The sequence below is a fragment of the Bradyrhizobium sp. CCBAU 53340 genome, assembly GCF_015291645.1.
In the GTDB taxonomy this organism is placed as follows: domain Bacteria; phylum Pseudomonadota; class Alphaproteobacteria; order Rhizobiales; family Xanthobacteraceae; genus Bradyrhizobium.
In genome coordinates this window covers 460,599-487,266 of the sequence record NZ_CP030056.1, presented here as the reverse complement: position 1 = coordinate 487,266, position 26,668 = coordinate 460,599, and the positions used below count along the sequence as shown (strand labels likewise).

Below are 26,668 nucleotides of genomic sequence, written 5' to 3'. Positions count from 1 at the left end.
TAGGCTACGTCGGATCAACAAACCGGACCGATGATCGTGACAGCGACGATATCGCGGGCCGTGCCGAGCCTGGAAGGACACGAACCGACGTCACGAACGTCGCACGTAGAAGGCGCCCCAGCCAAGGCCGAGCGTCACGGCTATGGCCGAGCCCAACAACACGCCCAATTTTGCTGCCCTTAAAAAACCTTCACTGGAGAAGGCCAGCATCGAGATGAAGATGGACATGGTGAAGCCGATGCCCGCTAGCAGTCCGACGAGAAAGACGCCGCCCCAAGAAACCCCGGGAGCAAGGCAGCAGAACCCCGATCGTACGGCGATCCAGGCCGCTCCGAAAATGCCAAGCGGCTTTCCCACTATCAAAGCAAGTGCGGTGCCCATCGTCACCAGCAGGCCGGCAGCGGGTAGATCCGCGCCCTTTATGCTGACCCCCGAATTCGCCAGCGCAAACATTGGCATCACTCCGTAAGCTACCCACGGATGAAGTACCATCTGCACGCGCGACGCGGGCGGCAAAATCTCACGGTGAGCTATGCGAAGGTCGCGCAACGGCTGCTGCAACAAATGCAGATCTCCTGTTTTCATCGCATCGCCAGTTTTCAACTGTCCGAGCGCTTGCGACGCCACCTCCAGCGGAGGTTCTCGCATCGCTATGGGGCGAGCCGGAGTCATCAACCCGAGCACCACTCCAGCAAGTGTTGGGTGGACCCCGGCAACGAACAATCCGACCCAAACCAACAAACCTGGCACCACATATGGCGATGCCGCACCGATCCCCATCCGCTGGAATCCCAAGACCCCGAGAACGCCAACGGCTGCGATAGCAAGGCCGCCTAATTGCAGAGTTTCGGTGTAAAAGACGGCGATGATCAAAATCGCAATGATGTCGTCGATGATCGCTAGAGCGAGTAGGAACACTCGCACATTGACCGGGATTCTTCGTCCAAGCAGGGCGAGGACGCCAACAGCAAAGGCGATGTCCGTCGCGGTCGGCACGGCCCAGCCGTGTCCCCGAGCAGCATCATTGTTGAGGCTTAGATAGATAAGCGCGGGAACGAGGACGCCACCGGCCGAAGCAATCAGCGGCAGAACGGCCTGGTCAAAGCGGCTCAGTGCGCCCTCATGAACCTCCCGCCGAATCTCCATGCCCACAACAAGGAAGAAGACGGTCATCAATGCGTCATTCACCCAGAAATGCAGCGACTGGGAAAAGACGTACTCACCAAGGCCAATGGTGACAGGGAGAGTCCAAAAGAGGTGGTAACTCGGGGCCGCGGTCGAATTCGCCCAGATCAAGGCCGCGGCTGCTGCAACGAGAAGCACCGCGCCGCTTACTGCCTCAATATGCAGAAATCGGTTAAGTGTGTTCGCAGCCTGTTCTGCCAATCGCTGAGCTGTCGGAAGATCGCCGAATTTAGGATCGTGGTTCATAGGCGCAGATCGTCCGCGTGGCGGCCCGACCATCGCGTTACCTGACGCCGCCCCAATGCAGCGAACACCCATGCGTCCCTATACAGGGTAATGGTGGCAATTCAACGTCGGGACGAGACCCTGGAACAAGGGCCAGCGGCAGATGGCTGTAAACTGCCGAGGGTCTTCATTTTGACTGTGCTCTAGATGCCTTGGCTGGCTCAGTGGCGCGCGACAATTCGCCGGCCAATTTTCGATAGGCTTCCATAGCCGTCAGCTTCAGGTCGCGCGAGAGTCGAATGGCAGATAGCAGGCAGAATTGGCGATGATTGCTCTGTGCCGGCTCCGGCAAACGGAAACGATCAACAAAATCGACCAAGTGTAGGTTGATGGCCGCTATCTCTCCTTCAACGAGCTCGATTTGCCGGTTGAGCACGGCCACAGCTTCACTGGGCGGAAGCAACCGCAATGCCGCCATCTTTACGCTGAACTCGTCCCGGACAGGCACATGGGTCGGACCTTTTCTCGCCCACTCCTTGAGAGCTTCGAGGCCGCGCTCCGTAACCTCGTAGACCTTCTTGTCCGGTTTGCTTTCCTGCGCAATGTCCTCGAACGTGACATAGCCGTGTTCCGCTAGCAGCTGCAGCGTCGGATAGACTTGGCTGTGCTTGGCCTCCCACATGTAATTGCGCGGGGGGCCCATCAATTGAGTCAGCTCATAACCGGTATGAGGATGGTGGGCCAAGCTCGTCAGAATGACATAACCAAGCGTCGGAATTGCTGGAGGAGTTGCCGCAGGGGCCTTCCGTTTTACGGTCGTCTTCTTCTTCGCCATCGCTAGTTCCAAGCTCGCCTAATCTCCAAGCACAATCACGCTCTTACGGAGCATTCAGTGACCTTGCCCTGACCCTGCATAGTCTGGAGGGCGAGCTTTTACCATCGGCAACATTTGACATATGCACATTCGCCTGTTACTCACATATGTAATATATGACATATGGAGGAAATCGATGCTTCCCGGCGTCGAATGCCCACTAAGCCCCGTTGCGCAGCCGGCGTTCGGGTTATTGCGAGGGCCTCTGAAGAATGAGTGGCATGCCCGCAGAGGGACGTTCCGGAGAGCAGCGCGCCCGGCCAATTCTCAAAAATGCAGGGCAGGGGCATGCCTCTTGGAAAGCCTCGGTCGCTGCCGAAACACCACCTCTAGCGCCGCAGCCCATTGACCGGTGCGGCCAGACGGTCTCCGGCGAGCAGTTCAATTCAGGAGGAATGTCCGTGGAAACGATCGATACGCCCGTCTTGATAGTCGGCGGAGGGCCGGTCGGCTTGTCGCTTGCAATCGATCTCGGTTGGCGCGGTGTCGAAGCGCTGCTCATAGAGCAGGAGCGGCCGACGGCCCGGATGGTTCATCCTCGCATGGACAATGTCGGCATTCGCACTATGGAATTCTGCCGACGCTGGGGAATTGTCGAGGCCATCGAAATGGCCGGGTTTCCTCGCGATCTGCCGGTCAGCATCGTCTATGCGACGGGGGTCCTCGGCCACGAACTGGCGCGCGATGTCTACCCTGATAAAGCGCACGCGGTCCCGCCACCGTTTAGCCCGCAAAAGCACGAGCTATGCCCTCAAAATTTTTTCGACCCCGTACTCCAGAACGCAGCTTCGAGCTACTCGACCAACCAGTTGCTGTATCAGCACCGCCTAGAGGAATTCGAGGACAAGGGCGACCACGTCATCGCTCACGTGCGCCCGCTGCTTGGTGGCGAACCACTATGCGTGCGTGCGCAGTACCTTGCCGCCTGCGATGGGGCAAGCAGCACAGTCGCACAGCGACTCTCGCTTGGTCCGACAAACAGCAAGGTATTGAGTTGTAGCACGAACATCTTCGTTCGGTGTCCGGCTCTGGCGCAGAAGACGCTCGCCCAACGGGCGTATCGGTACGTGTTAGTCGGGCCTGAGGGGGTTTGGGGAAGCTTCGTCAATATAGACGGGCGCGATACCTGGCGGCTTCAACTGCTCGGCGACGAGACCTGGCCCAATTGGAGCGAGGCGCAGATCAACACTTTTGTGCGACGAGGAATCGGAGCCGATGTTGACTACGAGGTGCTCTCTTGGTTGCCGTGGTCCCGTCGTGAGATCACTGCGCCGAAGTTCAGCTCCGGGCGCTGCTTCCTCGTCGGCGATTCGGCCCATCAGCTCTCTCCGACCGGCGGATACGGCATGAATACGGGCATTGCCGAGGCGGTTGATCTGTCATGGAAGATCGCAGCTGTGTTGGAGGGGTGGGGCGGCCCCACACTCCTGGAAAGCTACGACACAGAGCGGCGCCCGATCGCCATGCGCAACGTGTCGCAGGCGTCCGCGAACCTAGCCGCGATGCGCTCGGTTCCTCCAGAGCCGATGCTGCTCGACCAAGGCCCTGCGGGCGAGACGGCGCGGCGCGCAACAGGAGCCTATACCCAGCAGGCCATGCAGCGGGAATGGAGGTCGTTCGGAATTCATCTTGGGGCGGTCTATCGCAATTCGCCGATCGTCGTCGCTGAATCGTTCGAACGAGCCGAGCCCGATGTCGCGAACTTCGTGCAAGTAGCCGAGGCCGGCGGCCGCGCACCTCATGTTTGGCTCTCGCCGGGCCACTCCACGTTAGACTTATTCGGTCGTGGGTTCGTGCTGCTGGAGTTCGCATCGGAGGTGGGTGCTGCTGTGGGCGGTCTGACCCGTGCGGCGCACGCGGTTGGGCTGCCAATCCGTCATCAGCTCATCCCGGAGCCAAACACCATCGCCGTCTACGGGCGCCGCTACGCTTTGGTCCGCCCGGACGGACACATCAGCTGGATTGGGGACGCTATTCCTGAAGAGCCGGCGCGGCTCATTGATCGCATCCGCGGCGCGGGCGGCGTGCAGGGCACGTCGGCATTAAGAACGCTTCCCTTGAGCATGGGCAGCGTGGCCTCATGAGTCTGACCGGCAAAACCCTGTTCATTACCGGCGCAAGCCGAGGCATTGGGCTCGCCATTGCGCTGCGAGCCGCGCAAGACGGCGCCAACGTTGCAATTGCAGCCAAGACTGTCGAGGCGCACCGGCATCTTCCCGGCACGATCTATTCTGCCGCCGAAGCCATCGAGCGAGCTGGGGGCAGGGCGTTGCCGCTGGCCGTCGACGTCCGTGATGAATCCTCCGTCGAGGCCGGCGTTGCCCAAGCGGCAAAGACGTTCGGCGGCATCGACATTTGCATCAATAATGCATCAGCGATCCATCTGGCCGGCACCCTACAAACGGATATCCGGCGCTTCGACTTGATGGCTCAAGTCAACGCACGCGGGACCTTCATCACTACCAAGGCATGCCTTCCGCACCTGATGAAGGCAGCTAATCCGCATGTCTTGATGATATCTCCGCCGCTTGACATGACGCCCAAGTGGTTCGCGCCGCACACCGCCTACACCATGGCGAAGTTCGGCATGAGCATGTGCGTGCTCGGCATGAGCGCGGAATTTGCCGATCGCGGTATTGCTGTCAATGCTCTCTGGCCCCGAACCGCCATTGCGACGGCTGCCATCCAATTTGCATTGCTCGGAGAGAACGGAATGCGTCATTGCCGCAAGCCGGAGAGCATGGCCGACGCAGCCCATGCCATCCTCTCAAAGCCTGCGCGCGCCTTCACGGGCAACTTTCTGATTGACGACACGGTGCTCTATGACGAGGGGGTGCGCGAGTTTACGCATTATAGCGTGGATCCGGCGCTGCCTTTGATGGGAGACATGTTCGTTCCGGGCGACTTGCCGGCCCCACCCGGCGTGCAGATCAGCTCCGCTATCGATACCGCACGGAGCTAATGCCGGCGTGCCGGAAAGTCTTTTGCGCCAGCGCATCCAATGGAGTTGCGAATGAGTAATTCCTCTATCTCGCTCGATGATCGTTATTCCAAGCGCGGCGGAACAGTTCTCCTCGGCGGAGTGCAGGCGCTCGTCCGCCTGATGCTATTACAGGCCGAGCGAGATCGGATGAATGGCTTGTCGAGCGCGGGTTTCGTCAGCGGTTATCGGGGTTCACCCCTTGGTACGCTCGATGCCGCGTTTGCCTCTGCGAAGCGGCTAACGAGCGACCAAAAGATTGTGGTGCAGCCGGCGGTCAATGAAGAACTCGCGGCCACCGCCGTGGCCGGTACGCAGCAGATCCATCAATCACCCGGCGCCCGGGTCGATGGTGTTTTTGCGTTGTGGTACGGCAAGGGCCCTGGACTGGATCGCGCGGCGGACGCGATTAGGCACGGCAACTCGCAAGGTTCTTCGCCGAACGGCGGGGTGGTCGTCGCCGTGGGTGACGATCATCTGGCAAAATCCTCAACGGTCGCCTGCTACAGCGACGAGACTGTCGCCAGTCTCCTCCTCCCGCTGCTCTACCCGGCTGATCCCGGCGAGATCGTCAGCTATGGACTCCACGGCTTTGCCATGTCGCGGCTGACGGGATCTTGGGTTGCGCTAAAAGTGCTGACGGAAGTGGCCGACAGTACACGCACCGTGCCGGCCGCAGAATTAGGTAATTTGCCCGTTCGGCCCGACGTCACTGTGCCGGACATTGGCCTGCATAACCGCTGGCCTGACTTGCCGCTCGATCAGGAACGGCGGCAGCATGAATTCCGTTTGCCGGCTGCGCTTGCTTATGTCCGGGCAAACGGTCTCGATCGCGTCGCGGTGAGGCCTAAGGACGCGCGGGTCGGTTTCGTCGCGGCCGGCAAATCTTGGAATGATTTGCGCGAAGCACTCGACCTGCTGGGCCTTCACGATTCACGGCTGATCGAGCTCGGGCTGGCTCTCTACAAGCCGGCGATGATCTGGCCGCTAGAGCCTCAGGGCCTCACAGCCTTTGCCGAAGGCCTGCAGGAGCTCGTCATCGTGGAGGAGAAGGCGCCGCTGATCGAGCGCCAAGTAAAGTCTATACTCTACGGCCGGTCACAGGCTCCCTCGGTTTGGGGCAAATGTGGACCGGAGCAACACCCGATGTTTTCTGCAACGGGCGATCTAACGCCCGAGCAGATTGCTGTCCAGATCGCGGCGGTCATCGCAAGGATATCCGGTGATCAGGTCGTAGCAGCACGAGGCGAACGCTTGCGCCGGCACACGAACCAACGCGGATTTGCAGATGTGCCCGCATCCCGGCGTCCATTCTTCTGTTCCGGGTGTCCGCATAACCGGTCGACAGCCGTGCCAGATGGCAGTCGAGCTCTCGCTGGGATTGGCTGCCACGGTTTAGCCGCGCGCAATCGCCCTGACACGTTCAGCTATTCCCAGATGGGCGGCGAGGGAATCCACTGGCTCGGCCTCGCTCCGTTCACCGACGAATCGCATGTGTTTTCGAATATGGGCGATGGCACGTATTTCCATTCAGGCCTGCTCGCAATCCGCCAGGCGGTCTCTGCTAAGCTGAACATCACCTACAAGCTGCTCTACAACAGTGCTGTCGCGATGACAGGCGGTCAAGCAGTCGATGGCGACCTTTCCCTCGAGCGGCTTCTGCGCCAGCTCCGGGCCGAGGGCGTCAGCACAATAATTTTGGTCACCGATGATCTGGCGTCCTATCGTGAGCATGCCGAGGTCCACTCCCTGGCGGGAGAGGTGGTGGATCGCGACGAACTTGATGCCGTACAGCTCAAATTGCGAGCCCAACCGGGTGTAAGCATCATCGTATATGACCAGATGTGTGCTACCGAGCGCCGGCGGAAACGCAAACGTGGCCAACTGAAGGAAACCAGCCGCCGCGTCTTCATCAATCAGCTGGTCTGCGAAGGCTGCGGCGATTGCTCGATCAAGTCAAACTGCCTATCCGTGGAGCCGGTCGACACTCCACTAGGTACGAAGCGAAGAATCAATCAATCGAGCTGCAACACCGATCTCAGTTGCATTCGAGGCTTCTGTCCCAGTTTCGTAACTGTCGAGGGTGCCCGTGTGAACCGCGGGCCAAAACCGCAGCTTACGATCGACCAACCATTGCTGCCCCTGGTGAGCGCTGCGCCGCCGCAACACAGCCGCATTCTTCTTGCCGGCGTAGGTGGGACCGGAATCGTGACGACGAGCGCGGTGCTGGCAATGGCCGGACACCTGGCAGGTCGAGGGGCCGCGGTGCTGGACCAGATCGGAATGGCTCAGAAGGGCGGGGCGGTTACAAGTCACGTTCATCTTGGCGGCCCCATTCATGCTTTGCGGATTCCAGCGGAGCACTGTGACCTTCTCCTGGCTTGCGACCAGATCGTCGGCAATGCATCGGACGTGATGGCATCTCTCAACCGAGGGCGGAGCCGCGTCCTCGCCAATGCTGACGTGTCCATCACTGGAGATTTCGTCACTAATCGTCAGGCCGTCGTGAATTCGAGTTTGCTGACGAGACGGCTGAGCACACAAGTTGAACCGGAACATTTCGCGGTGTTTCCCTTCACGGCTTTGGCACAATCTTTGTTCGGCGATTCGATCGCCGCCAATTTCATGATGATCGGGTGCGCTTATCAGAAAGGCTGGCTTGGCCTTAACCTTGAGGACCTCCACCAGGCGATCGAACTCAATGGCGCCGCCAAGGAGGCAAATCTCGCTGCGCTTGAGTGGGGGCGTCGGTTAGCTTCCGACCCTCAATTCGTCTTTGTTGCAGCAGGCCTGGCCGAAAAGACTGAGCAGCGCACCCCTGAGGCGGAGATCCAAGATCTTACGACATTTCTTCGCAACTATCAGAGCAATGACTACAGCCAGCGTTTCCTTGATGTCATCAACCACATCCGTGAGGCGGAGACTAAGGTTCATACTGGCCATTCGCTAACGCTGGCTGCTGCGCGATCCCTGTTCAAGCTGATGGCCTACAAGGATGAGTACGAGGTTGCCAGACTCTATACGAGCGGAGAGTTCGAGCGGGCAGTCCGATCTCAGTTTGATAGCTTCGCAAAGCTGTCAATCTATCTTGCACCGCCTTTTCTGTCTCGCCGCGACAAGACAACGGGAGAGCCGCGCAAGATCCGGTTCGGAGCTTGGATCTTGCCCGTCTTCAGAATCTTGGCGGCCTTGAAGATCTTGCGCGGAACACCCTTCGACGTCTTCGGAAGGAGCGCCGAGCGCCGCACCGAGCGTGCTCTGATCGCCGAATTCATCGATGCCTTGAACCGCTTACCCCGTCGATTGTCAGCGGCATCGCTTCCACAGGCTGTCGCCATTGCTGAGCTACCGCTCGAGGTGCGTGGCTTCGGCCACGTGAAGCAAAAGGCGATCGAATTGTTCCGGCGGCGCCTTGGGGAGGCGCTCGCAGGTTACGAAAATGCGGCGCCTCACTTGGACGCTAGCGCGCGCACTACGCTAAAGGCATGAAAACCGAGGTGACAAATGACGAAGCGTTTCCCTGACGATCCGATTTATCATGGCTTCGACGCTCCTGGCCGTGTAGAGGCACACGTGTTCGATCTTGACGTTGAAGGACGCATTCCAACCGATCTCGACGGCACCTTTTTCGTGTAGCTCCCGAACCACAATGGCCGCCGAGCTTGGCCGTGACATCTTTTTTAACGGCGATGGCATGGTTGGCGCCTTCCGTTTCAAGGATGGTCATGTCGACTTTACGTCGAAATATGTCCTGACCGACAAGTTCGTTGCGGAGCGGGCGGCGCGCCGCGCCCTCTACGGCGCCTACCGCAATCCGTTCACTGACGATCCATCGGTTGCCGGTACTATCCGAAGCACGGCCAATACCAACGTCGTCGTTCACCATGGGCTGTTGCTCGCGCTGAAGGAGGACGGACCGCCGGTCGCGATGCGGCCAGATACGCTTGAAACGATCGGTAACTACCGTTTTGACGGAAAGATGACCAGTCAGACATTTACGGCTCACCCCAAGATCGATCCGACCAATGGCGAGCTGATTGGCTTTGGTTATGCCGCCAAGGGTGTGACGACCACCGATATCGCCTATTACGTCATCGATCGCGGCGGACACGTGGTGCATGAAGCTTGGTTTAATGCGCCGCGGGCAGCGATGATACACGACTTCGCCGTGACGGAAAACTATGTCGTCTTTCCCGTGAGCTCGCTGACGTCGGACATCGAACGCCTGAAGCAGGGCGAACCGGCCTTTGCCTGGCAGCCGAATGTGGACCAAATCTATGGGGTTCTGCCCCGCCGCGGCAGCGGAAAAGATATTCGTTGGTTTACAGTGCCGACGAACGGCTTCCAGGGCCACACCATCAATGCATGGGACGAAGGACACAAAGTCTATCTCGACCTGCCCGTCGTCAATGACAACGTGTTCTGGTTCTTCCCAGAATATAGTGGGCACGTGCCTGATCCCCGGTCCCTGCGTCAAGCCATGACGAGATGGACATTTGATCTATCTAGCAACAGCCCCGTTCCTCAGGCCGAGATCTTTACCCAAACGATGGGCGAGTTCCCCCATGTGGACGAGCGTTACGCCACGCGGCCCTATCGTCATGCCTTTCTCGCCCTTATCGACCCCTTCGCTCCGTATGACGCGGATCGCTGTGGCCCGCCCTCGGTCAACGCTTTCCTCAACGGCCTCGCTCACCTGGATATAGCGACCGGAAAGAGCGAGCGCTGGCTACCCGGTCCCACCTCGTCTGTCCAAGAACCGGTGTTTGCTCCCCGATCCCCTAATGCGCCGGAGGGAGACGGCTACGTCATTGCGCTCGTCAACAGGCTCGACGAAAGGCGGAGCGGCCTCGTCATCTTGGACACTCAACATTTTGCAGATGGCCCGGTCGCAGTCGCTCACTTACCGCTGCGGCTACGCAACGGCTTGCACGGCAACTCGGTGCCTTCAAGCGAGCTCACTGCACCAAACTGACACGGCTCCACTACGGACAGCAACCAGCTGACCTCAGCCACAGGCAACCACAAGAGGATGTAACATCTCTTGTGGTGACCTGCCTGTGGCTGATTTCGCTCGTGAGGCGACCGTCGCGCCAGGGACGGCGATCTTGGACGGCCTTGCATGTTGCCGCTTCAGCATGACGGGCGTTTGATCATTCACGAACAAGCGCCCGCGCTCAACTCCAGACAAATGCTGCATGGCGCCATATGTAATAGTTGACATATCGTCGAGCCCTGATAACCTAGAACTATAAGTCAAAAGTGTCATATGAGGAATCTGTCCCCATGAGCGTCCAATCGCTACCCGCCGACCTGCACAAGGCAACCTCCGCGCTGCCTTCGCCGCGCGTTTCGGAGATCGTTCTGCAAACTGCACAGTACGAGCTGATGCGCGACTGGTACTCATCTGTGCTGGGATTGAGCTGGAGCATCACAAATCCTGGCGGTGCCCCGGAAAACCGGCGCCGTTTCGCCGGCTCGCCCAAACAGACCCGAGCTAGCGACGTGCGATCCTGTTTCATGTTCTTGGACCGCTCGCCGGTTCATGGGCAGGTCCTGGCGCTATTCGAGCTGCCAGAGCTATCCGACTCGCCCAGCCGCGATCCCGGCTTGAATCACTTTCAATTTCGTCACGCAAATCTGGCGGCGCTGCTGGATCGCGTGGAATTGTTGCTCGGCGCTGGTCTGCAAGCCCACCGCGCTTCCAACCACGGTCCAGTGACAAGCTATTATTTCTCAGATCCAGACCAGAACGTCGTTGAGCTTTGCTGCAACAATTTTGACGACGCCGAGAAACTCAAGGCCTTCATCGACTCTGACGCTTTCAAGAACAATCCCTCTGGCATTGATGTCGACCCGAAGGATTTCTTGGCGCGCTTCCGCGCCGGCGAGCCATTAGACCAGCTGCTTAAGATCTGAGGGCCCATGCAGCGGGATAGGCTAGAACGAGCGGCGGATATCCTCGAGGCTCAAGCGACGGTCTTGAGCTTCATGGAGCATTTTGACTATGGCAATGCCGAGGCCGCTGCAGGGCTCTTCACAGAAGATGGTGTCTGGCACCGCGGCGATGGCCTTGTACGCGGCAAGGGCATGCTTGTTGATCTTATCAATCGCCGCGATCGCAACCTGGTCGTCCGACACCTGATCTCCAACATCAGATCGGAATGGCTGAACGAAGATCGCATTCTTATTCACGCGTACGTAACTCTGCTCAGCCAGCGCAGTGAGACCACTCCTCAACAGTTTCCTCTGCCATTTGATGGCGTAGCAGGATTTGGCCGTTACGAAGACGAGCTGCATCGGAGCGACGGGCGCTGGTTGATCGCAAGAAAGAAAACGGTGACCGAACTCAAGAAAAAATAAAACATGAGCTGAAAAGGGGAGGAAGATGATGACGAGCGTTAATACGCCTGCGCTGCCGGCCGTTGGCGACCTGTCGCCGCAGGTTCAGCTACGTGGAATAGAGGCAACAAAGGTCGTGCTCGGTTCCGGAATTGGCATGTTGACCAATTTCGGGCCGATCGTAATCTATACTTTCGGAACATTCCTGCTGCCAATTGTCAACGATACGGGCTGGTCGAGGGCCAGCGTGGCTGCCGCTCTTGCGCCAGCTGCTCTCTGCTCCGGCTTCTCGCAGCCAATCGTCGGGTGGCTGGTCGACCGATATGGGCCGCGCGTCTTTGCAGGCTTTTCTTTCGCTTTGTTTGCGCTCGGCCTGATTGCACTCGGTCAACTTCCACGTGATCCCTTAAGTTTTGCAATCTTTATGGGCCTGCTCGGACTCCTTGGCGCGGGGCAAGGGATCACGGCTTTCACCTACATAGTCACTCGGACTTTTTCGACCTTTCGTGGGTTTGCGCTCGGCATCATTAATGCAGCCTCGGCCGCCGGCATCATGTTAATGCCCGCGATCGCCACCTTTTCCATTGCAGAATACGGCTGGCGCAACAGCTACGCAGCGATCGGCGCTGGGGTCGCAATCCTTGGCGCAGTAGCCGTCATCTGGCTCATTCCCGGCAAGGAGCGCTTTCAGAAGTCCGCCGCTTCCGCGCAATCCTCCAAGCTTGTCTTCGGTGAGCTTTTGTCTGCTCCAATTTTTTGGATGCTTGCGTTGGCATTCCTACTGATGACGCTCGCCATTCAAGGTATGATTGTCCACATGACACCGTTGTTGATCGATCGCGGCTTTCGGCCCGTCGATGCGGCGGCTGTGATGGCGACATACGGCATGACGATGCTGGTAGCCCGCTTCTTGCTCGGGTCCATGCTTGATCGATGGTCTCCACGGTTGGTAGCGGTCGTTGGTTGCCTCGGTCCTGTGGCTGCCGGACTGCTGTTGGTCTCGACACGGCAGACTTCTATGGTTTATTTGGCCGCAGCTCTTCTTGCGCTTGGAGCGGGAGCAGAGTCGGATCTCATCCCATACACTGTCGCACGGCAATTCGGCGTTGCCCAGCTGGGGCAAAAGATCGGGCTGTTTATCGTCGTGTTCGCCATTGGCGTAGCCATTGGCCCGCTGATGTTTTCCGCGGTTCAAGCCTTGCGGGGAAACTACGACATCGCGCTCATCGCCAGTAGCGCCCTGATGCTGGCGGCGTCAGTCATCTTTGCTTTGATCCCATCCGCCTCGTTAAGCCAAAACGGCGAAAAGAGCGGCTGAGTCAGCCTTCATCAGCGCCTCAAAAAAAGAAGGTATCTCAATGAAAGTAGCTCGATTTGCTCGGAATGGCTCGGTCAGCATCGGCCTTGTGAAGGGCGACGGCATCATCTCCCTGTCGCCGTTTGATAAAGGCCTATCTGATATCGATGAAGTAGTGGCTGCGGAAGGCTGGGCTCGCGCAGAAAAGCTTATGACACGCGAGCCTGACCTGAAGATTGGTGACGTTGAGTTTCTTCCTCCCCTGTCTGCTAGGGCCAGGGTGTTCTGCGTTGGCTTCAACTATAAAGCTCACGTAGACGAGACCGGAAACGAGGCGCCTGCTTACCCGACTTTTTTCCAGCGAACGCACGAGAGCTTCGTTGGGAATCGCCAGCTGCTGCTTCGGCCTAAAGTGTCTGAGCGCCTCGATTACGAGGGGGAGCTTGCTCTCATCATCGGCCGGACGTGCCACAGAGTGGAGGAGGGAAGGGCGCTCGACTACGTCGGCGGGTACACCTGTCTAAACGAGGGCAGTGTCCGAGATTACCAAAAACACTCTGCCACTGGCATGACGGGCAAGAATTTCGATTCGAGCGGATCCATAGGACCCTGGATCGTGGCGGCGACTGACGTCCCGCATCCGGACCGCCTCGCGCTTTCCACGCGCTTAAACGGCGAGGTGGTTCAACAGGCATCGACGAGCCAGCTGATCTATGGGTTACCGCGGCTTATAAGCTATCTGTCCAGTGTTCTCAGGCTCCTGCCAGGCGATATCATCGCGACCGGTACTCCAGCAGGAGTTGGGTCGCGTCGCGTTCCGCCGCGTTGGCTGCGCGCTGGCGACCGGGTCGAGGTGGAGATCTCAGGCGTCGGAATTTTGGAAAACGCGGTGATCGACGAACCGACGTGAAAGCTCGCCCGAAAGCGGCCGCTTAAAACCTTCCCGATAGGCGGACCCAACAATCTGCTTTCAACAACGGCCCGCGGTTAAGCGCGCCAATACGACCTTACCAATTCAGCGCACGGAGGTGTTCATGCCCGCAGCCATGATGAAAGCTGTTCAAGTCGAAAAGCCGGGAGGACCCGAGGTCCTCAAATACATCGATCTGCCAATTCCCACACCGGCGGCTGGGCAAGTCCTCATTCGGACCGACACCATCGGGGTCGGGAAATACGATGCGCTGGTCAGGACTGGACGCTACCCGTGGCCCGTGGAGTATCCGGAGGTGCCGGGGATCAGTGTAACCGGCTATGTTGAGCGGGTGGGAGATGGTGTTGAAGGCTTCTCCCCGGGCCAGCCCGTTCTCGCATGGAAGTTTTCTCGCCGATGTTACGCCGAATATGTCGCCTGCGATGTCCACGAGATCACGAAGCTGCCTGAAGGCATAGACATTGAGGGCGCGGTCGCAATTCCCGACTATCAGGTCGCATGGGGCATGTTGAATGACGCTGCAGATCTGCGCCGGGTAAAGGTCGCCTCCATCAACGGAGCTACTGGCGGCGTCGGCTGCGCCATGATCGATCTTTGCCGCGCTGCTGGGATACAGCTGATAGCTGTCTGCCGGGCCCCGAACAAGGCAGCGTTCGCCTTGGAGCGGGGTGCAAGCTATGCGATCGACAGCAGCTCTGAAGCGGTTGGTGCCCGGATCTTGGATATCACCAAAGGTACGGGCGTCGACTTGATGTTCGACCAATTGGTCGGTCCGGATTTCCGCGACAACATCAAGCTCGTTGCTCCCTTGGGACAGATCGTCACGTTCAATGCGCTGTCGGGACTTCCATCGTCCGACCTATTCGCGGACTTGCGCAAGAACATGGACCGCAGCATCTCAGTGCGTGCTTATAGCGTTCACGTCTACGATCCATTTCCTCAAGAGCGCGTACGGATTGCGTCAGAGGTCTTCAAACTCGTGGAAGCAAGAGCCATCAATCCGTCCGTGACGGTGCGATTGCCGCTTAGGGAGGCTGTGCAAGCGCATCGAATGCTTGATGGCCGGGAAGTTATGGGCAAGCTGGTGTTAAAGCCGTAGCGAGGGATGCATCACCGCACACCCGAGACGCCGTGATTCGCCGCCTTCCATTTCCTGTCGATGGCAAGGAGATGCGGCGCAATCGACGACACGACAATTCTATACATAGGCATACCGCCACCAAGATGCGTCCCGGACTTAATGATGAATTAGCGAGAGCGCGATAGGTTCTCGGAAACTTATGCGAAATGTGGGGTACGCATGCGAATCGGAAAGCTCTTTGCGCTGTCGATGCTGACGGTGACCACGTTTGCGGTTATTCTCGGCGCCGAGGTTCTGCTTCCGCAGACGCGCATCTTCGTTAGTCGCTCCGAATCCATCAAAATGGTCGAGGCTTTCGGCGCGGTGCTGATGGTCAGTCAACACCTGGCGGGCCTTCGTACACCCTACATCACGATCTTTCAGGAAACGCCCGCCACGCCGACCCAGATCGAAGCGATGGGCAAGGCGTCGAGCGCCGCCGATGCGGCCTTCGACCTGGCCCGCAACAGTTTGCTGGCCCTTGATGGTGGCGAACCGATGATCCAAAGCCTGGACCGTACCGGGCGCCGTTTCAAGGATGTTCATGCGGCGGCCGATCGGGCCGTGCGCGTATCCCTCGGATCGCGCGATAGTGCGGTGGTCAAAGAACTCCTTCCCACTGTTGCCGAGATGATCGGCGCGATCGAGCCGATCCTGAATCGGCTGGAGGGGCAGGTGGTCAGCGCCGATTCTTCACTTGCAACGCTGCTGAGCCTGGCGCGAACCGCGCAGGATTTGCGGGTGACCGCCGGCAGCCACGCCTCGCCACTGTCGCCGGCCTTGAGCGCCTCGCGTCCGCTCACTCCCGCTGAATTTGCGCTGATGGATCGTATGCAGGGCCGCTTAGATGCCGACCGAGAACGCATCGAGGGCACGATCGACCAGCTCGGCAATCCGCCCCGCCTTGCCACGGCCATGAAAGCGGCCGTCGAAGCCTATTTCGGAAAGGCGATTCCGGTCGTCGAGAAGGAAATGCCGGCGGCCAGAGGCGACGGCAAATACAGTCTCAGTCCCTCCGACATGGCCAAGGTCATTGTGCCCGCTATCCAGATGTTCTTCGGCGTCCGCGATGCCGCCTTGGCCGAAGCTGCCGAGCGCGCCTCGGCGGTCCGTGACGGCGCGCTGGGGATGCTGGTGCTTGCAGGAGTTGCAGTGCTGGCCCTGCTCGGTACGCTCGCTGGCGTGACCATAATGCTGCGCCGACGCGTGGTGACGCCGCTAGGCCAGCTTGCGGAGGTGATCGGCACTCTTGCGGCCGGAAACCATGACGTCGAGATCCCATCGACCGGCCGGAATGATGAAGTCGGCCAAGTTGCCGGCTCGCTACAGCATTTCAAAGACAAGCTAGTCGCCCAAAAGGCTGCCGACGCCGCGGCCGCCAGCGAAGCCGAGGGCAAACTCAAACGCGGCCAACGCTTGGACCAGATTGCGCGCGAATTCGAGGCCATGATCGGCGATGTGATCAGGACCGTTTCGTCCGCCTCCGCGGCGTTGGAAGCGTCGGCCGGTATGCTGACTAGCACGGCCGAGCAATCCAAACAGATCACGGCTGCCGTGGCTGGCTCCTCCGAACAAGCTTCGACCAACGTGCAGACCGTGGCGGCGGCCGCCGAGGAGATGTCGTCGTCCGTCGACGAGATTGGTCGCCAAGTGCAAGATTCAGCCCGCATTGCTGGCGAAGCGGTGCTGCAGGCGGGACGGACCAACGAGCATGTCGCCGAACTCGCCAAGGCGGCCCGTCGGATCGGCGACGTAGTCGAACTCATTAGCCAGATCGCAAGCCAAACCAACCTATTGGCCCTCAACGCCACTATAGAAGCGGCACGCGCCGGGGAGGCCGGCCGCGGGTTCGCGGTGGTGGCGTCGGAGGTCAAGGCTCTGGCCGAGCAGACGGCCAAAGCAACCGACGAAATCGGTCAGCAGATAACAGGCATTCAGAGCGCAACCCAGGACTCGGTCGGCGCGATCAAGTCGATCGGAGACACCATCGGCCGCATGTCAGAAATCGCCTCCACGATCGCGGCGGCGGTTGAGGAGCAGGGCGCGGCAACGCGCGAAATCTCCCGCAACGTGCAGCAGGCGGCGCATGGTACCCGACAGGTTTCGGCCAGCATCGTTGATGTACAGAGGGGCGCCAGCGAGACCGAAACGGCGTCATTCAACGTGCTCGCCGCCGCGAAGTCACTGTCCGGCGAAAGCAACCGGCTAGAGACCGAGGTCGCCACATTCCTGGAAGCGATCCGCGCAGCCTAACGGGCCTAACACGGATCACCTGTCCTCGCCGGAACTCTCCGGGCTGAACGTCTCATTGCTCGTCTTGAACGGGCACTCACCACAAGGTCACCTGGACACACCGTCGATAGTCATGTCGGGATAGCACTCAATATGTTTGCCTCGAGTTCGTTGCGGAAACCCCGCAGACTCTGATCGTCCGCTGGATAACAATTGAGTGACAGGTCAGCACCCACACTAGTCACGACCGCCGCCTCACAAACTTTGCTGGCGGTGCAGCTGTGAGCCGTGTCGTGGAAACGTTGCGATCACGACGTGGCTGGGCAGCCTCCTACTTCCTTTTGGTAAACTCAGGCGGCGACGACATTCTCTTTTTCGCCCGTCGATCGGCTACTAATTCAGCAGCCTGCTAGGCGTTTTCGGGACACATCACTGCGCTAATGACGGCGATCAGCTCCTTGCGGAATTGCTTGTCGTCTTTAGCAACCGGCGCAAATCGCGCGATGAATTGCCGGTTAGCCATGGACATCGACATCGCGCCGAGGGCGGCAAAGAATCGCAAGTTCGGATCGACTTTCCGGCTGTTGCCACTCCGATTGACTGCTGCGATCAAGGGTACCAAGGTTTCTCGGAGTGGCTTAGTTAGGGCATTGTGAAAGAACTCAAATCGCTCGCTCTGGTCGATCCCGGCAACCTCGTTGATGACAAATCGCGCAAATTGCGGCTTACGCTGGCCCACATTGATCAATTGTTCAATCGTAAGCTCTAGGCGCTCCCTCGAAGACACTTCTGCCCCATCCGATCGCACGGATGCGAGCAGAGCCATCGCCTCCCCCGAAAACGACTCGATTACGGCCTTCCATAGTTCGAGTTTTGATCCGTAGTGGTAAGAGATCAGGGCGACATCAACTTTCGCGGCAGCAGCGATTGAGCGGAGGTTTGCCTTTTCGAAACCGTGCTCGGCAAATGCGTCGAGCGCTGCATCGAGAAGGTTGTCGGCCTCTAGTTCTGAGCCCTTCCGTGGTCGACCGCGCGTTCTCACGGCTTTTCGAGACATCCCTCCTCCTCCATCGACCATTCCGACCTCTTGACGTTTAGAACGATGCAACTAAATATTCAACGCCTGTTGAATATTACGCCTTGGAGTTCTTTGGCGGGGCGCTCAGACAACTTGAAACTTTGAGTTAAATCAGCATGTTGCAAATGCCCAGCGAAGAAGGGGACCTAATGCCGCGGCTGGCCAACAGGGCGCAATTCCGCACGTCGCTCGCGCTCGTCGCGACCGTGCTTACAGCGTTCCCGAACTCGATGGCGCGAGCGGGTGACAAGTCTTCGGCGCTGTTGCGCGTGACCGTCGCCACCGCCCGCCGGCAACACATCACGCCAGACCTTCCCCTCACTGGGACGATCCAGGCTCGCATCCTTTCGAACATTGCATTTCAGACCAGTGGACGAGTTGTCCGTCGCGACGTCGAGGTTGGGCAGTATGTCAAAGCAGGTCAAACTCTCGCGCATCTTGAACGGACCGAGCAGCAGACCGATGTTACCAGTGCTGAAGCAGCGCTGAATGCTGCGAATGCGCAGTTGCTGGAAGCCCAACGAAATTTCGAGCGACAACAGTCTCTGCTTAGCAGTGGCTCTACCACACGTGAGCGATTCGATCAGGCGTTAGCCACGCTTCGAACAGATGAGGCGCAGGTCAACAGCGCACAAGCTGCCCTGAATACGGCACGCGAGCGGCTAACCTACACGGAATTGAAGGCAGGACGGGACGGCATCATTGTCTCACGTAGTATCGAAGTCGGCCAGGTTGTGCAGGCCGGACAGACGGCTTTCGCCCTTGCCGAGGATGGCCCGCGGGATGCGGTATTCCAAGTTCCCGAGATTCTTGTCACCAATCCGCCAAACGACAGGACTGTCGACATCACCTCGCAATCGATGCCGAATGTAACTGTTGCCGGCTCTGTGCGCGAGATCTCGCCGATTTTGGATCAGGCCACCGGCACCGTTACGCTCAAGGTCGCGGTCGAACGAGCGCCGGCCGATTTGACACTCGGTTCGGCCGTCGTCGGTAGAGCCCGTTGGGAGTTATCGCCTGCCTTTGTCATTCCATCGAGCGCGCTGTTTGCAGCCAACGGTAAGCCCGCAGTCTGGATATTGGATAGCGAGAACAAGGCCCGGCTTCGCGGGGTCGTCGTGCAGGAATATCTCACTGGAGCGGTCGCGTTGGCCGCCGGATTGGAAGAAGGCGAGCGTGTCGTAACTTCCAGCGTACAACTGCTGTATCCAGGGAAGGTTGTCGCGGTCGCCTACGGAGCCGAGCCATGACGTCGCCCGCACCCACGGTCTTGCGGCTGCTACTTTTCGCCTGCGCCGCGGCGCTTTCCGGGTGCGAGGAGAAGAGCCTCGAATCGCCCGTCATTCGTCCCGTGCTCACCATGGTTGTGCAACCGGCCTCGTAGAGGATCGACACCTTCACCGGAACGGTGCAGCCTCGGTACCAGGCCGAGCTTGGCTTTCAAACAATGGGGCGAATGAGCTCGCGCGACGTCAATGTGGGAGATCTCGTTGCCAAGGGGCAAAGACTCGGGTCCCTTGATTCGACCGTCGCGCAGCTCGCGATCGTCTCAAGCCAGGCCGATCTGGCCAACGCTCGAGCGGTCCTTGCCAATGCCGAGGCCACTCTGGAACGAAAGCACAAACTGTTCAGCACGGGCAGCGGGACACAGGCGGACCTCGATGCGGCAACAGCAGCCCAGCAGAGCGCCCAATCACGCGCCACGCAAGCTGAGGCGAGTCTGCAGAAGGCGACCGAACAACTCGGCTACACGACCCTAAACAGCAGCTATGACGGTGTCGTCGTCTCCTGGTCCACGGAAATCGGCCAGGTCGTCTCGGTAGGCCAGACGGTTGTCACCATCGCTCGCCCAACTTTTCGCGACGGTGTGTTCGACATACCGGACGACCGAATTGGCCAATTCATCGAAGGTTCATCCTCTCGGGCATCGCTCCTCGTCCAGGATAGCATCGCAGCCAAGGCGGTCGTCCGTGAGATCGCGCCGCAGTCGGACTCCTCGACCAGAACTCGGCGCATTCGGTTCACCATCGAAGATCCACCTGAAGCGTTTCGGCTGGGAACCACGATCCGCCTCGCGGCTGCACAGGAGGGCCAAATGGAGATTCCGGTTAGTGCTCTTTTGAAAATCGAAGGTCAGGACGCCGTCTGGATCGTGGGAGCAAACAAGAGGGCTCTAGCACGTCCTGTGATGCTCGGCGCCCACAGGGGAGACCGCGTGGCAGTTACATCCGGCTTGTCGATTGGCGATCGCGTCATCACTGCCGGCGTGCATTCCCTCTCCGAAGGACAACTCGTCAAACTTTTGCAAGAGAATCAGTCGTGACCTCCTTCAATCTATCTGAATGGGCCCTAAAGCATCGCTCGTTCGTTTGGTTCCTGATGATAGCGTCCGCGATAGCGGGCCTGCTCGCCTACCGCAGCCTCGGTCGCGAGGAAGATCCTCCGTTCACCATCAAGACTATGGTGATCCAGCAACAATGGCCCGGCGCGACGGTTGACGACATGCTCAATCAAGTGACCGACCGGATTGAAAAGGAGGTGAAACAGATCGGCGCGGTCGACTACGTCAAGAGCTACACGACGCCCGGTCAGACCACGATTTTGGTCAATCTGAAGGACACCACCAAGCCAAAGGACGTGCCGTGGCTATTCTATGAGGTCCGCAAACATGTTCAGGACATCCAGTACACCCTGCCTTCAGGCGTAGGCGCAGCCTCCTTCAACGACGAATTTGGCGATGTCTTCGGCAACATCTACGCGTTTACGTCCGACGGACTCAGCCCACGGCAATTGCGCGACTATGTCGAGCGGGTGCGCTCGGAACTTCTCACCGTGCCAAGCATCGGCAAGATCACGGTGATCGGAGCACAAGATGAGGTCATCTATCTCGACATCTCCACGCGCAAGCTGGCGGCACTCGGTCTTAATATGCAGTCGCTCATCAAGACACTGCAAAATCAAAACACAGTGCAGCCGTCAGGCGTCGTACAAGCGGGCCCAGAACAAGTTTCGCTGCGCGTAAGCGGTCAATTCGCTTCGGAAGAGGCCCTTCGAAGCACCAACCTGCGCATCGACAACCGCTTCCTTCCGCTTAGCGACGTCGCGACCATCACCCGTGGATATCGCGATCCACCCGATCCGCTATTTCGTGTCGATGGAAAGCCTGCGATCGGGCTCGGCATCGCGATGATGGCCTCTAGCAATGTGCTTCAATTTGGTGAGGCGCTGAGAGCAAAGATGCGCGACATCTTGGCCACGCTTCCGGTAGGCGTCGAACTCCACCTGGTTTCCGATCAGCCGAAGATAGTTGAGCAGGCAGTCGGCGGCTTCACCGAAGCGCTCGTTGAGGCCATAGCCATCGTGTTGGTGGTAAGCCTGATCAGTCTTGGAGTGAGGGCAGGGCTGGTGGTCTCGTTCTCAATTCCGCTCGTGCTGGCGGTCGTGTTCGTCATCATGCAGTATTTTGGAGTAACGCTGCAGCGCATTTCCCTAGGTGCGCTGATCATCGCGCTTGGACTGCTCGTCGATGATGCAATGATAACAGTCGAGATGATGGTGCACCGCCTTGAGCGCGGGGACAATCTCTATAACGCAGTGACCTTTGCTTACACCTCGACCGCATTTCCGATGCTAACCGGAACCCTGGTAACTGTCGCAGGCTTTATCCCGATTGGGTTCAACGGCTCATCGGCTGGCGAATACACCTACACTCTGTTCCTCGTAATCGCAGCATCGCTACTAACCAGCTGGGTGGTAGCCGTTCTGTTCGCTCCACTGATCGGCGTCATGGTCCTTCCAAAAACCATGAAACATCACGACCATATCGGTGTCGGCCGGCTATCCCGCTACTTTGTCGTTCTACTGGAGGCCGCGATGCGCTTCCGCTGGGTCACAATCGGCGGAAGCCTCGGTCTGCTCGCGGTGGCAATCGTCGGTATGGGATTTGTGCAGCAGCAGTTCTTCCCGTCGTCAGACCGGTCCGAGCTGCTCGTCGACTTGACGCTTCCGCAGGGCAGCACGATCCTTGAGACCAAGAAGCAGATCGACCAGTTCGAAAAAGGGCTGGCCTCCGATCCTGACGTCGAAAGCTGGAGCTCTTATGTTGGGCAAGGTGCGATCCGCTTCTATCTGCCACTCGACCAGCAGATGGCCTTTAACTATTTCGGCCAGGTGGTCGTCGTAGCCAAGTCACTTGAAGCTCGCAATCGGATCGAAAGCAGATTGCGAAAGACCGCGGCCGATCAATTCATCGGGATCGACGTCTTCATCCACCCGCTCGACCTTGGACCTCCGGTTGGACGTCCGCTGCAATACCGCCTCAGCGGGCCGGACATCCAGCAATTGCGCGCCAAGGCACTGGAGATCGCCAAAATCATGAGCGACAACCCGCATCTTGACCCTCCGACATTTGATTGGAACGAGCCAGGCAAGGTCGTTCAAGTCGAAATAGCGCAAGACAAGGCGAGGCAGCTCGGGCTCGACTCCGTCGATGTTGCCTCGATACTGAACGGCCTTGTCGGCGGGACGTCCATTACACAGATGCGCGATAGCATTTATCAGGTCAACATCGTTGGGCGCGCCGCAAACGACGAACGCAGCCGAATCGAAACGCTGCAGTCGTTGCAGATCCCGACTGGCAATGGACAGGTGGTCCCGTTGCTCTCGTTCGCAACACTTCGCTATGACCTGGAGCAGCCCATTATTTGGCGACGCGACCGTGTCCCAACAATCACGATTCGAGGCACCATCCACGATGGCACGCAACCGGCAACTGTCGTCCAACAGCTTGCGCCGGCTATCGAGACCTTCGCCGCGAACCTGCCGGCGTCGATGAAGATCGCAACCGGAGGCGCCGTCGAGGAGAGCTCAAAGGGTCAGGGTCCAATCGTTGCGGTCGTGCCTGTGATGCTGCTTGCGATGGCGTTCTTCATTATGGTCCAGCTGCAAAGCTTTGCGAAGCTGTTCCTTGTCGTAAGCGTGGCTCCCCTCGGCTTGATCGGCGTTGTGTTCGCTCTCCTCGTATCCGGAAAACCGATGGGTTTTGTCGCGATTCTCGGTACGTTAGCCCTTATCGGGATCATCATTCGCAATTCGATTATCTTGATGGCGCAGATCGACGAAATGCTTGACGAGGGTCACGATCAATGGTCGGCAGTCGTGCTGGCAACACAGCATCGCATGCGGCCAATCCTGCTGACGGCCGCCGCAGCAAGCCTCGGCATGCTTCCGATCGCGCCGCAGGTCTTCTGGGGTCCTATGGCGCTATCGATGATCGGTGGCATCATGGCTGCGACCTTCCTGACTCTCTTTTTCTTGCCGGCGCTTTACATCGCCTGGTTCCGTGTAGAAGCCCCACTAAAGGACTCTTCTTCGCGCCAGGAGGAGCCCAGCAGGCTCGCCAGGGCCAGCTCACCATAGGGAAGCCCGAGCGCGATGCCACAAGGCCTTTGGCGTCCTGCTTGGTAACCGCCACGCTCCGCGCCGGTTTGTACCGGGAGTTCGTGATGCCTTTCCCTGCACCGGATCCGACCGTAGAGCTCTTCGGGCTTGGCGATCCGGTGCACGACGATCGGCGATTGCCGGCAGCGTCGCACGACGTTCACCGCGCTTTCACAATCCACGAGCGTCGTGAAATGATGTCACCGCCGTAGCTGTCGAGCTACCGAGTGATGGTCCTTAGGAGAATCAAACAATCGATCGCGAGACCGAGCACCAGAACGACGTTAAAAAAGCTCGCCACATCATCGTCCTGAATGTCTCTCCCGTAGCGTCCACGGCTATCGAAAGCGCAGCGCCACTGAATTGATCAGGAGCGTGGCACATTGGTCTCGTCTCAGAATGCCGGTGACGCGTCGAACTCGGCCCAGCTACAGTCGACGTGGCTCGGACGTGCGTTTCCGACCGTGCTTATGAAAGCGCACGGCGCAACATGGGTATGGTCGAGAACAAGACCACTGCTAGCAATGTCGTAGACCTTCTTATCAGGTCTGCTCTCCTGCCAGACGTTGTCGAATGCGACGACATCAGCCGTCCCAATCGGCGTATTCTCGTGGGCACAACAAAAGCCCCAAGCTTCAAATCTGGCGCTCTTTGCGGTTCTGCATAGTTGCCGGCCACGCGCATCCATACGTCAGATTTGACATATATGTTCATGCCTGCTAGCCAGTAAGTAATAAATGACATATGGAGGAAGGCCGTGAATTGCCGCTCGGGGGTGGACGCACCTGACCTGTTCGGAATGACGTCCGAACTCTGCACCAAACGCTCTGACCGGTGCTGGGTATCCTCAATTGCTGATCAACGGTGAAGCCATTTTCGCAAGCAGCTGCGCTTTGTGCAGATGCCATTGGTAATTGGCCGCGATGGCTAGTTGAAGCAACGGGCAATCGTCCCGTCTAGAGCTCTCATCCATGATGCTCTCGATGGATAGCAAAGCACTCTGTGAGGCGCGCGCCGGCAGCTCAAGAGTTTCGATGGCAGTGGGGAGCGAGCGTCGCGGCTCTCCATAGCTGTCGGATGCCTTCATCATGCCTGCATCGGTGCGGAGCTGCAATTCACGAGGGCCGACTATCATACGGGAGGAAAAAATGGCGCAGATTAACTCGTTGGGGTCAAAGATTTCATTAGTGACAGGGCACATGGCTGGGATGATAGACCAGCCCGCACTTCCGATTTGGGTCGGTGTTCTGATCTCGGAATATGCGTTTTCACCGGCGCGAGCGGGGGCGCTTCCGACCCTCTTTCTAGGAGCCATGGTCTTTGCAAGCGTTACACTATCGCCATTCTTCCATCGCGCTCCGGGGCGCTGGATGCCGACGCTGGGCTTCGGCATCAGTGCCGGGACCTTCTATGTGATGGCCGGCTTCACCGAATTTAGCATTCTGGCAGTTGGCCACTTCGTCGCTGGATTGGCGACAGGAGTCGCACGGATAACCCACATCGTGTCTTTGCAATGGGGGGGTTAACGCTTGGAGTCTTCGCGGTAATATTGCTCGGCGCATCGGCGACTCTCATCACGAAATTCGGTCCACCAGCCATCTTTGAGGTCTTTGCCGCAGTTACGGCCGTGGCAGCCGCAATAGCGACTTTCTTCTTTCCCTCTGCTTCCATCAGCGAAGACCTCGTCAGGGATGCCGCTGGATTCACACGCCCTGTGTGGTTCATTATCACTGGAATCGTCCTGATGTCGCTCGTCCAGGCAATGATATTCAGTTTCCTACAACCGATGGGCACCGATCGCGGACTGTCGCCTGTCCAGATCCAAAGCGTTCTGGTCACGTTAGGTCTGGTGGCTATGACACCGACCCTGCTCGCCGCGTTTCTCCAAAAGCGGCTTCCGCCGATGCGGGTCGCGATGACTGGAACCCTGCTGCAGGGAGCGGTAGCTGTCCTAATCTCTTGCTCTAGCGGTTTCTTGCCGTATGCGGTCGGAGCGGTCGTTTTCCCGTTCATAATGTTGTTCACGCATACTTTTGTCTTCGGGCATCTCGCGCGCCTTGATCTCACCGGGCGCGCGGTTGCTGCGACCCCAGCCATGTTGGTCGGCAACATGATTGGACCGCTCCTGGGCGGGACATTGGTCCAGACGACTGGCTATCTTGGTCTCGGGTCGGCGGCAGCGGCCGTCGATCTCATTGCTCTCTGCTGCTTCATTGCTGCATCACAGAGAGCCACATCCGCTATCCAGCCGTTGCCGCAGCTAAACCAGTAGGCAGATCTCTTGGCTTGCCGGAGCCTGACGAGAGCCAACGCTACGCGCGGATTCGAAATGCTGAAAGACGTTGAGATGCCGATCTAGTTTCTGCGAGCAGCCAAGTTCTCATTCGCTTTTATCCAATTCGACGCAACCCCTTTGGCAAATTCCCCAGGTGCCTGGCACCGGTGCGAGCGAGAGATGTCGAAAGAGGTATAGGGGCCGGGCTCAAAGAGGCCTCTCCGCCAATACGTTCTCGCGGGGACGCTCTCTCGCCGCTGTTACGCCGAATAGGGTGATTGCGTCAGGCACAATCACGACCCTTTCCGCGACATGCACATAAGGCGCAGTCGCCATGATCGCTTTTGCCGAGAGGGCGGCATTCAGCTGATAATGATCCGCCGGCTCCGGAGACGGCATGGTTCGAATTGGAGCAGGGTTGCGAGCTTTGCTATCGACAACAACATCTCGGATGTCAGTCTCGGTTCTTCGAGTTGACCAAAGGTGTGAGCATTAATCTGATGTTTGACCATTTCGTTGTTCGGTTTTCGCGACGACACTCGCTGGTCGCATCGTTAAGTCAGATATTAACGTTCAACACAAGTCCGGACGTTCTTTCCTCGGAGCTGCGCAAGAACATCGACGGAGGCACCTCCGTCTAAGCTCGCATGAAGTGCGAAGTCTACGATCCTTTCGCCGAATAAAGTGACC

General features: G+C 58.6%; 20 protein-coding genes. 16 read left to right on the top strand and 4 right to left on the bottom strand.

The window, feature by feature from the left end:
• Window positions 1-90: 90 nt before the first annotated feature.
• Both nhaA and XH89_RS38885 read right to left on the bottom strand, forming a co-directional pair.
• Complete coding sequence (gene nhaA / locus XH89_RS38890) at window positions 91-1,431, bottom strand: Na+/H+ antiporter NhaA (protein ID WP_128929997.1); 1,341 nt, start codon at window positions 1,429-1,431, stop codon at window positions 91-93.
• A gap of 166 nt (window positions 1,432-1,597) precedes the next feature.
• Window positions 1,598-2,245 carry a PadR family transcriptional regulator gene (locus XH89_RS38885; RefSeq protein ID WP_128929998.1) on the bottom strand — a complete coding sequence of 216 codons (648 nt, stop codon included), beginning with the start codon at window positions 2,243-2,245 and terminating at the stop codon, window positions 1,598-1,600.
• A 440-nt stretch (window positions 2,246-2,685) separates the two neighbouring features.
• Here XH89_RS38885 and XH89_RS38880 point away from each other — a divergent pair, with 440 nt between their 5' ends.
• The 11 genes from XH89_RS38880 to XH89_RS38835 all read left to right on the top strand — a co-directional run bounded on the left by XH89_RS38880 (window position 2,686) and on the right by XH89_RS38835 (window position 17,207).
• Complete coding sequence (locus tag XH89_RS38880) at window positions 2,686-4,368, top strand: FAD-dependent oxidoreductase (RefSeq protein WP_164933585.1); 1,683 nt, start codon at window positions 2,686-2,688, stop codon at window positions 4,366-4,368.
• Window positions 4,365-5,246 carry an NAD(P)-dependent oxidoreductase gene (locus XH89_RS38875; RefSeq protein ID WP_128930000.1) on the top strand — a complete coding sequence of 294 codons (882 nt, stop codon included), beginning with the start codon at window positions 4,365-4,367 and terminating at the stop codon, window positions 5,244-5,246. The genes XH89_RS38880 and XH89_RS38875 overlap by 4 nt, the downstream gene beginning before the upstream one ends.
• 51 nt (window positions 5,247-5,297) lie before the next feature.
• Window positions 5,298-8,753 carry an indolepyruvate ferredoxin oxidoreductase family protein gene (locus XH89_RS38870; RefSeq protein ID WP_164933586.1) on the top strand — a complete coding sequence of 1,152 codons (3,456 nt, stop codon included), beginning with the start codon at window positions 5,298-5,300 and terminating at the stop codon, window positions 8,751-8,753.
• A 15-nt stretch (window positions 8,754-8,768) separates the two neighbouring features.
• Window positions 8,769-8,900, top strand: a complete 132-nt coding sequence (locus XH89_RS42240) for a hypothetical protein (RefSeq protein WP_276575769.1) — start codon at window positions 8,769-8,771, stop codon at window positions 8,898-8,900.
• 13 nt (window positions 8,901-8,913) lie between these two features.
• Complete coding sequence (locus XH89_RS38865) at window positions 8,914-10,239, top strand: carotenoid oxygenase family protein (protein ID WP_206733113.1); 1,326 nt, start codon at window positions 8,914-8,916, stop codon at window positions 10,237-10,239.
• 311 nt (window positions 10,240-10,550) lie between these two features.
• On the top strand, window positions 10,551-11,183 hold the full coding sequence (locus XH89_RS38860; protein WP_128930002.1) for a VOC family protein: 633 nt from the start codon (window positions 10,551-10,553) through the stop codon (window positions 11,181-11,183).
• A 6-nt stretch (window positions 11,184-11,189) separates the two neighbouring features.
• A complete protein-coding gene (locus XH89_RS38855; protein WP_128930003.1) occupies window positions 11,190-11,627 on the top strand; it encodes a nuclear transport factor 2 family protein in 438 nt (145 codons plus the stop codon).
• 25 nt (window positions 11,628-11,652) lie between these two features.
• A complete protein-coding gene (locus tag XH89_RS38850; protein ID WP_128930004.1) occupies window positions 11,653-12,924 on the top strand; it encodes an MFS transporter in 1,272 nt (423 codons plus the stop codon).
• 40 nt (window positions 12,925-12,964) lie between these two features.
• Window positions 12,965-13,813, top strand: coding sequence for a fumarylacetoacetate hydrolase family protein (locus XH89_RS38845; protein ID WP_128955136.1), 849 nt, complete (start codon window positions 12,965-12,967; stop codon window positions 13,811-13,813).
• Between the two features lie 124 nt (window positions 13,814-13,937).
• Entirely contained in the window at window positions 13,938-14,933 is a 996-nt protein-coding gene (locus XH89_RS38840) for a zinc-binding dehydrogenase (protein ID WP_128930006.1), read from the top strand.
• Window positions 14,934-15,134: 201 nt separating this feature from the next.
• The gene (locus tag XH89_RS38835) at window positions 15,135-17,207 is read left to right on the top strand and encodes a methyl-accepting chemotaxis protein (protein WP_128930007.1); all 2,073 of its coding nucleotides are present in this window, start codon (window positions 15,135-15,137) and stop codon (window positions 17,205-17,207) included.
• A 388-nt stretch (window positions 17,208-17,595) separates the two neighbouring features.
• On the opposite strand, the gene XH89_RS38830 is transcribed toward XH89_RS38835, so the two are convergent.
• Window positions 17,596-18,243, bottom strand: a complete 648-nt coding sequence (locus XH89_RS38830; protein ID WP_164938227.1) for a TetR/AcrR family transcriptional regulator — start codon at window positions 18,241-18,243, stop codon at window positions 17,596-17,598.
• 146 nt (window positions 18,244-18,389) lie between these two features.
• Between XH89_RS38830 and XH89_RS38825 the strand changes: the two genes are divergently transcribed.
• From XH89_RS38825 to XH89_RS38815, 3 genes are all read left to right on the top strand, one after another.
• Window positions 18,390-19,514, top strand: coding sequence for an efflux RND transporter periplasmic adaptor subunit (locus XH89_RS38825; RefSeq protein WP_164933587.1), 1,125 nt, complete (start codon window positions 18,390-18,392; stop codon window positions 19,512-19,514).
• Window positions 19,515-19,711: 197 nt separating this feature from the next.
• Window positions 19,712-20,587, top strand: a complete 876-nt coding sequence (locus XH89_RS38820) for an efflux RND transporter periplasmic adaptor subunit (RefSeq protein WP_232995547.1) — start codon at window positions 19,712-19,714, stop codon at window positions 20,585-20,587.
• Complete coding sequence (locus XH89_RS38815) at window positions 20,584-23,682, top strand: efflux RND transporter permease subunit (protein WP_128930011.1); 3,099 nt, start codon at window positions 20,584-20,586, stop codon at window positions 23,680-23,682. The genes XH89_RS38820 and XH89_RS38815 overlap by 4 nt, the downstream gene beginning before the upstream one ends.
• Window positions 23,683-24,550: 868 nt before the next feature.
• Here XH89_RS38815 and XH89_RS38810 read toward each other — a convergent pair.
• Window positions 24,551-24,793: a hypothetical protein gene (locus tag XH89_RS38810; RefSeq protein WP_128930012.1), complete on the bottom strand. Its 243-nt coding sequence runs from the start codon at window positions 24,791-24,793 to the stop codon at window positions 24,551-24,553.
• Window positions 24,794-24,851: 58 nt separating this feature from the next.
• Here XH89_RS38810 and XH89_RS38805 point away from each other — a divergent pair, with 58 nt between their 5' ends.
• Complete coding sequence (locus XH89_RS38805) at window positions 24,852-25,229, top strand: hypothetical protein (protein WP_128930013.1); 378 nt, start codon at window positions 24,852-24,854, stop codon at window positions 25,227-25,229.
• 23 nt (window positions 25,230-25,252) lie between these two features.
• Window positions 25,253-25,975 (top strand): hypothetical protein, encoded by a 723-nt coding sequence (locus XH89_RS38800; RefSeq protein WP_128930014.1) that lies wholly within the window; start codon window positions 25,253-25,255, stop codon window positions 25,973-25,975.
• The last annotated feature ends 693 nt before the right edge of the window (window positions 25,976-26,668 follow it).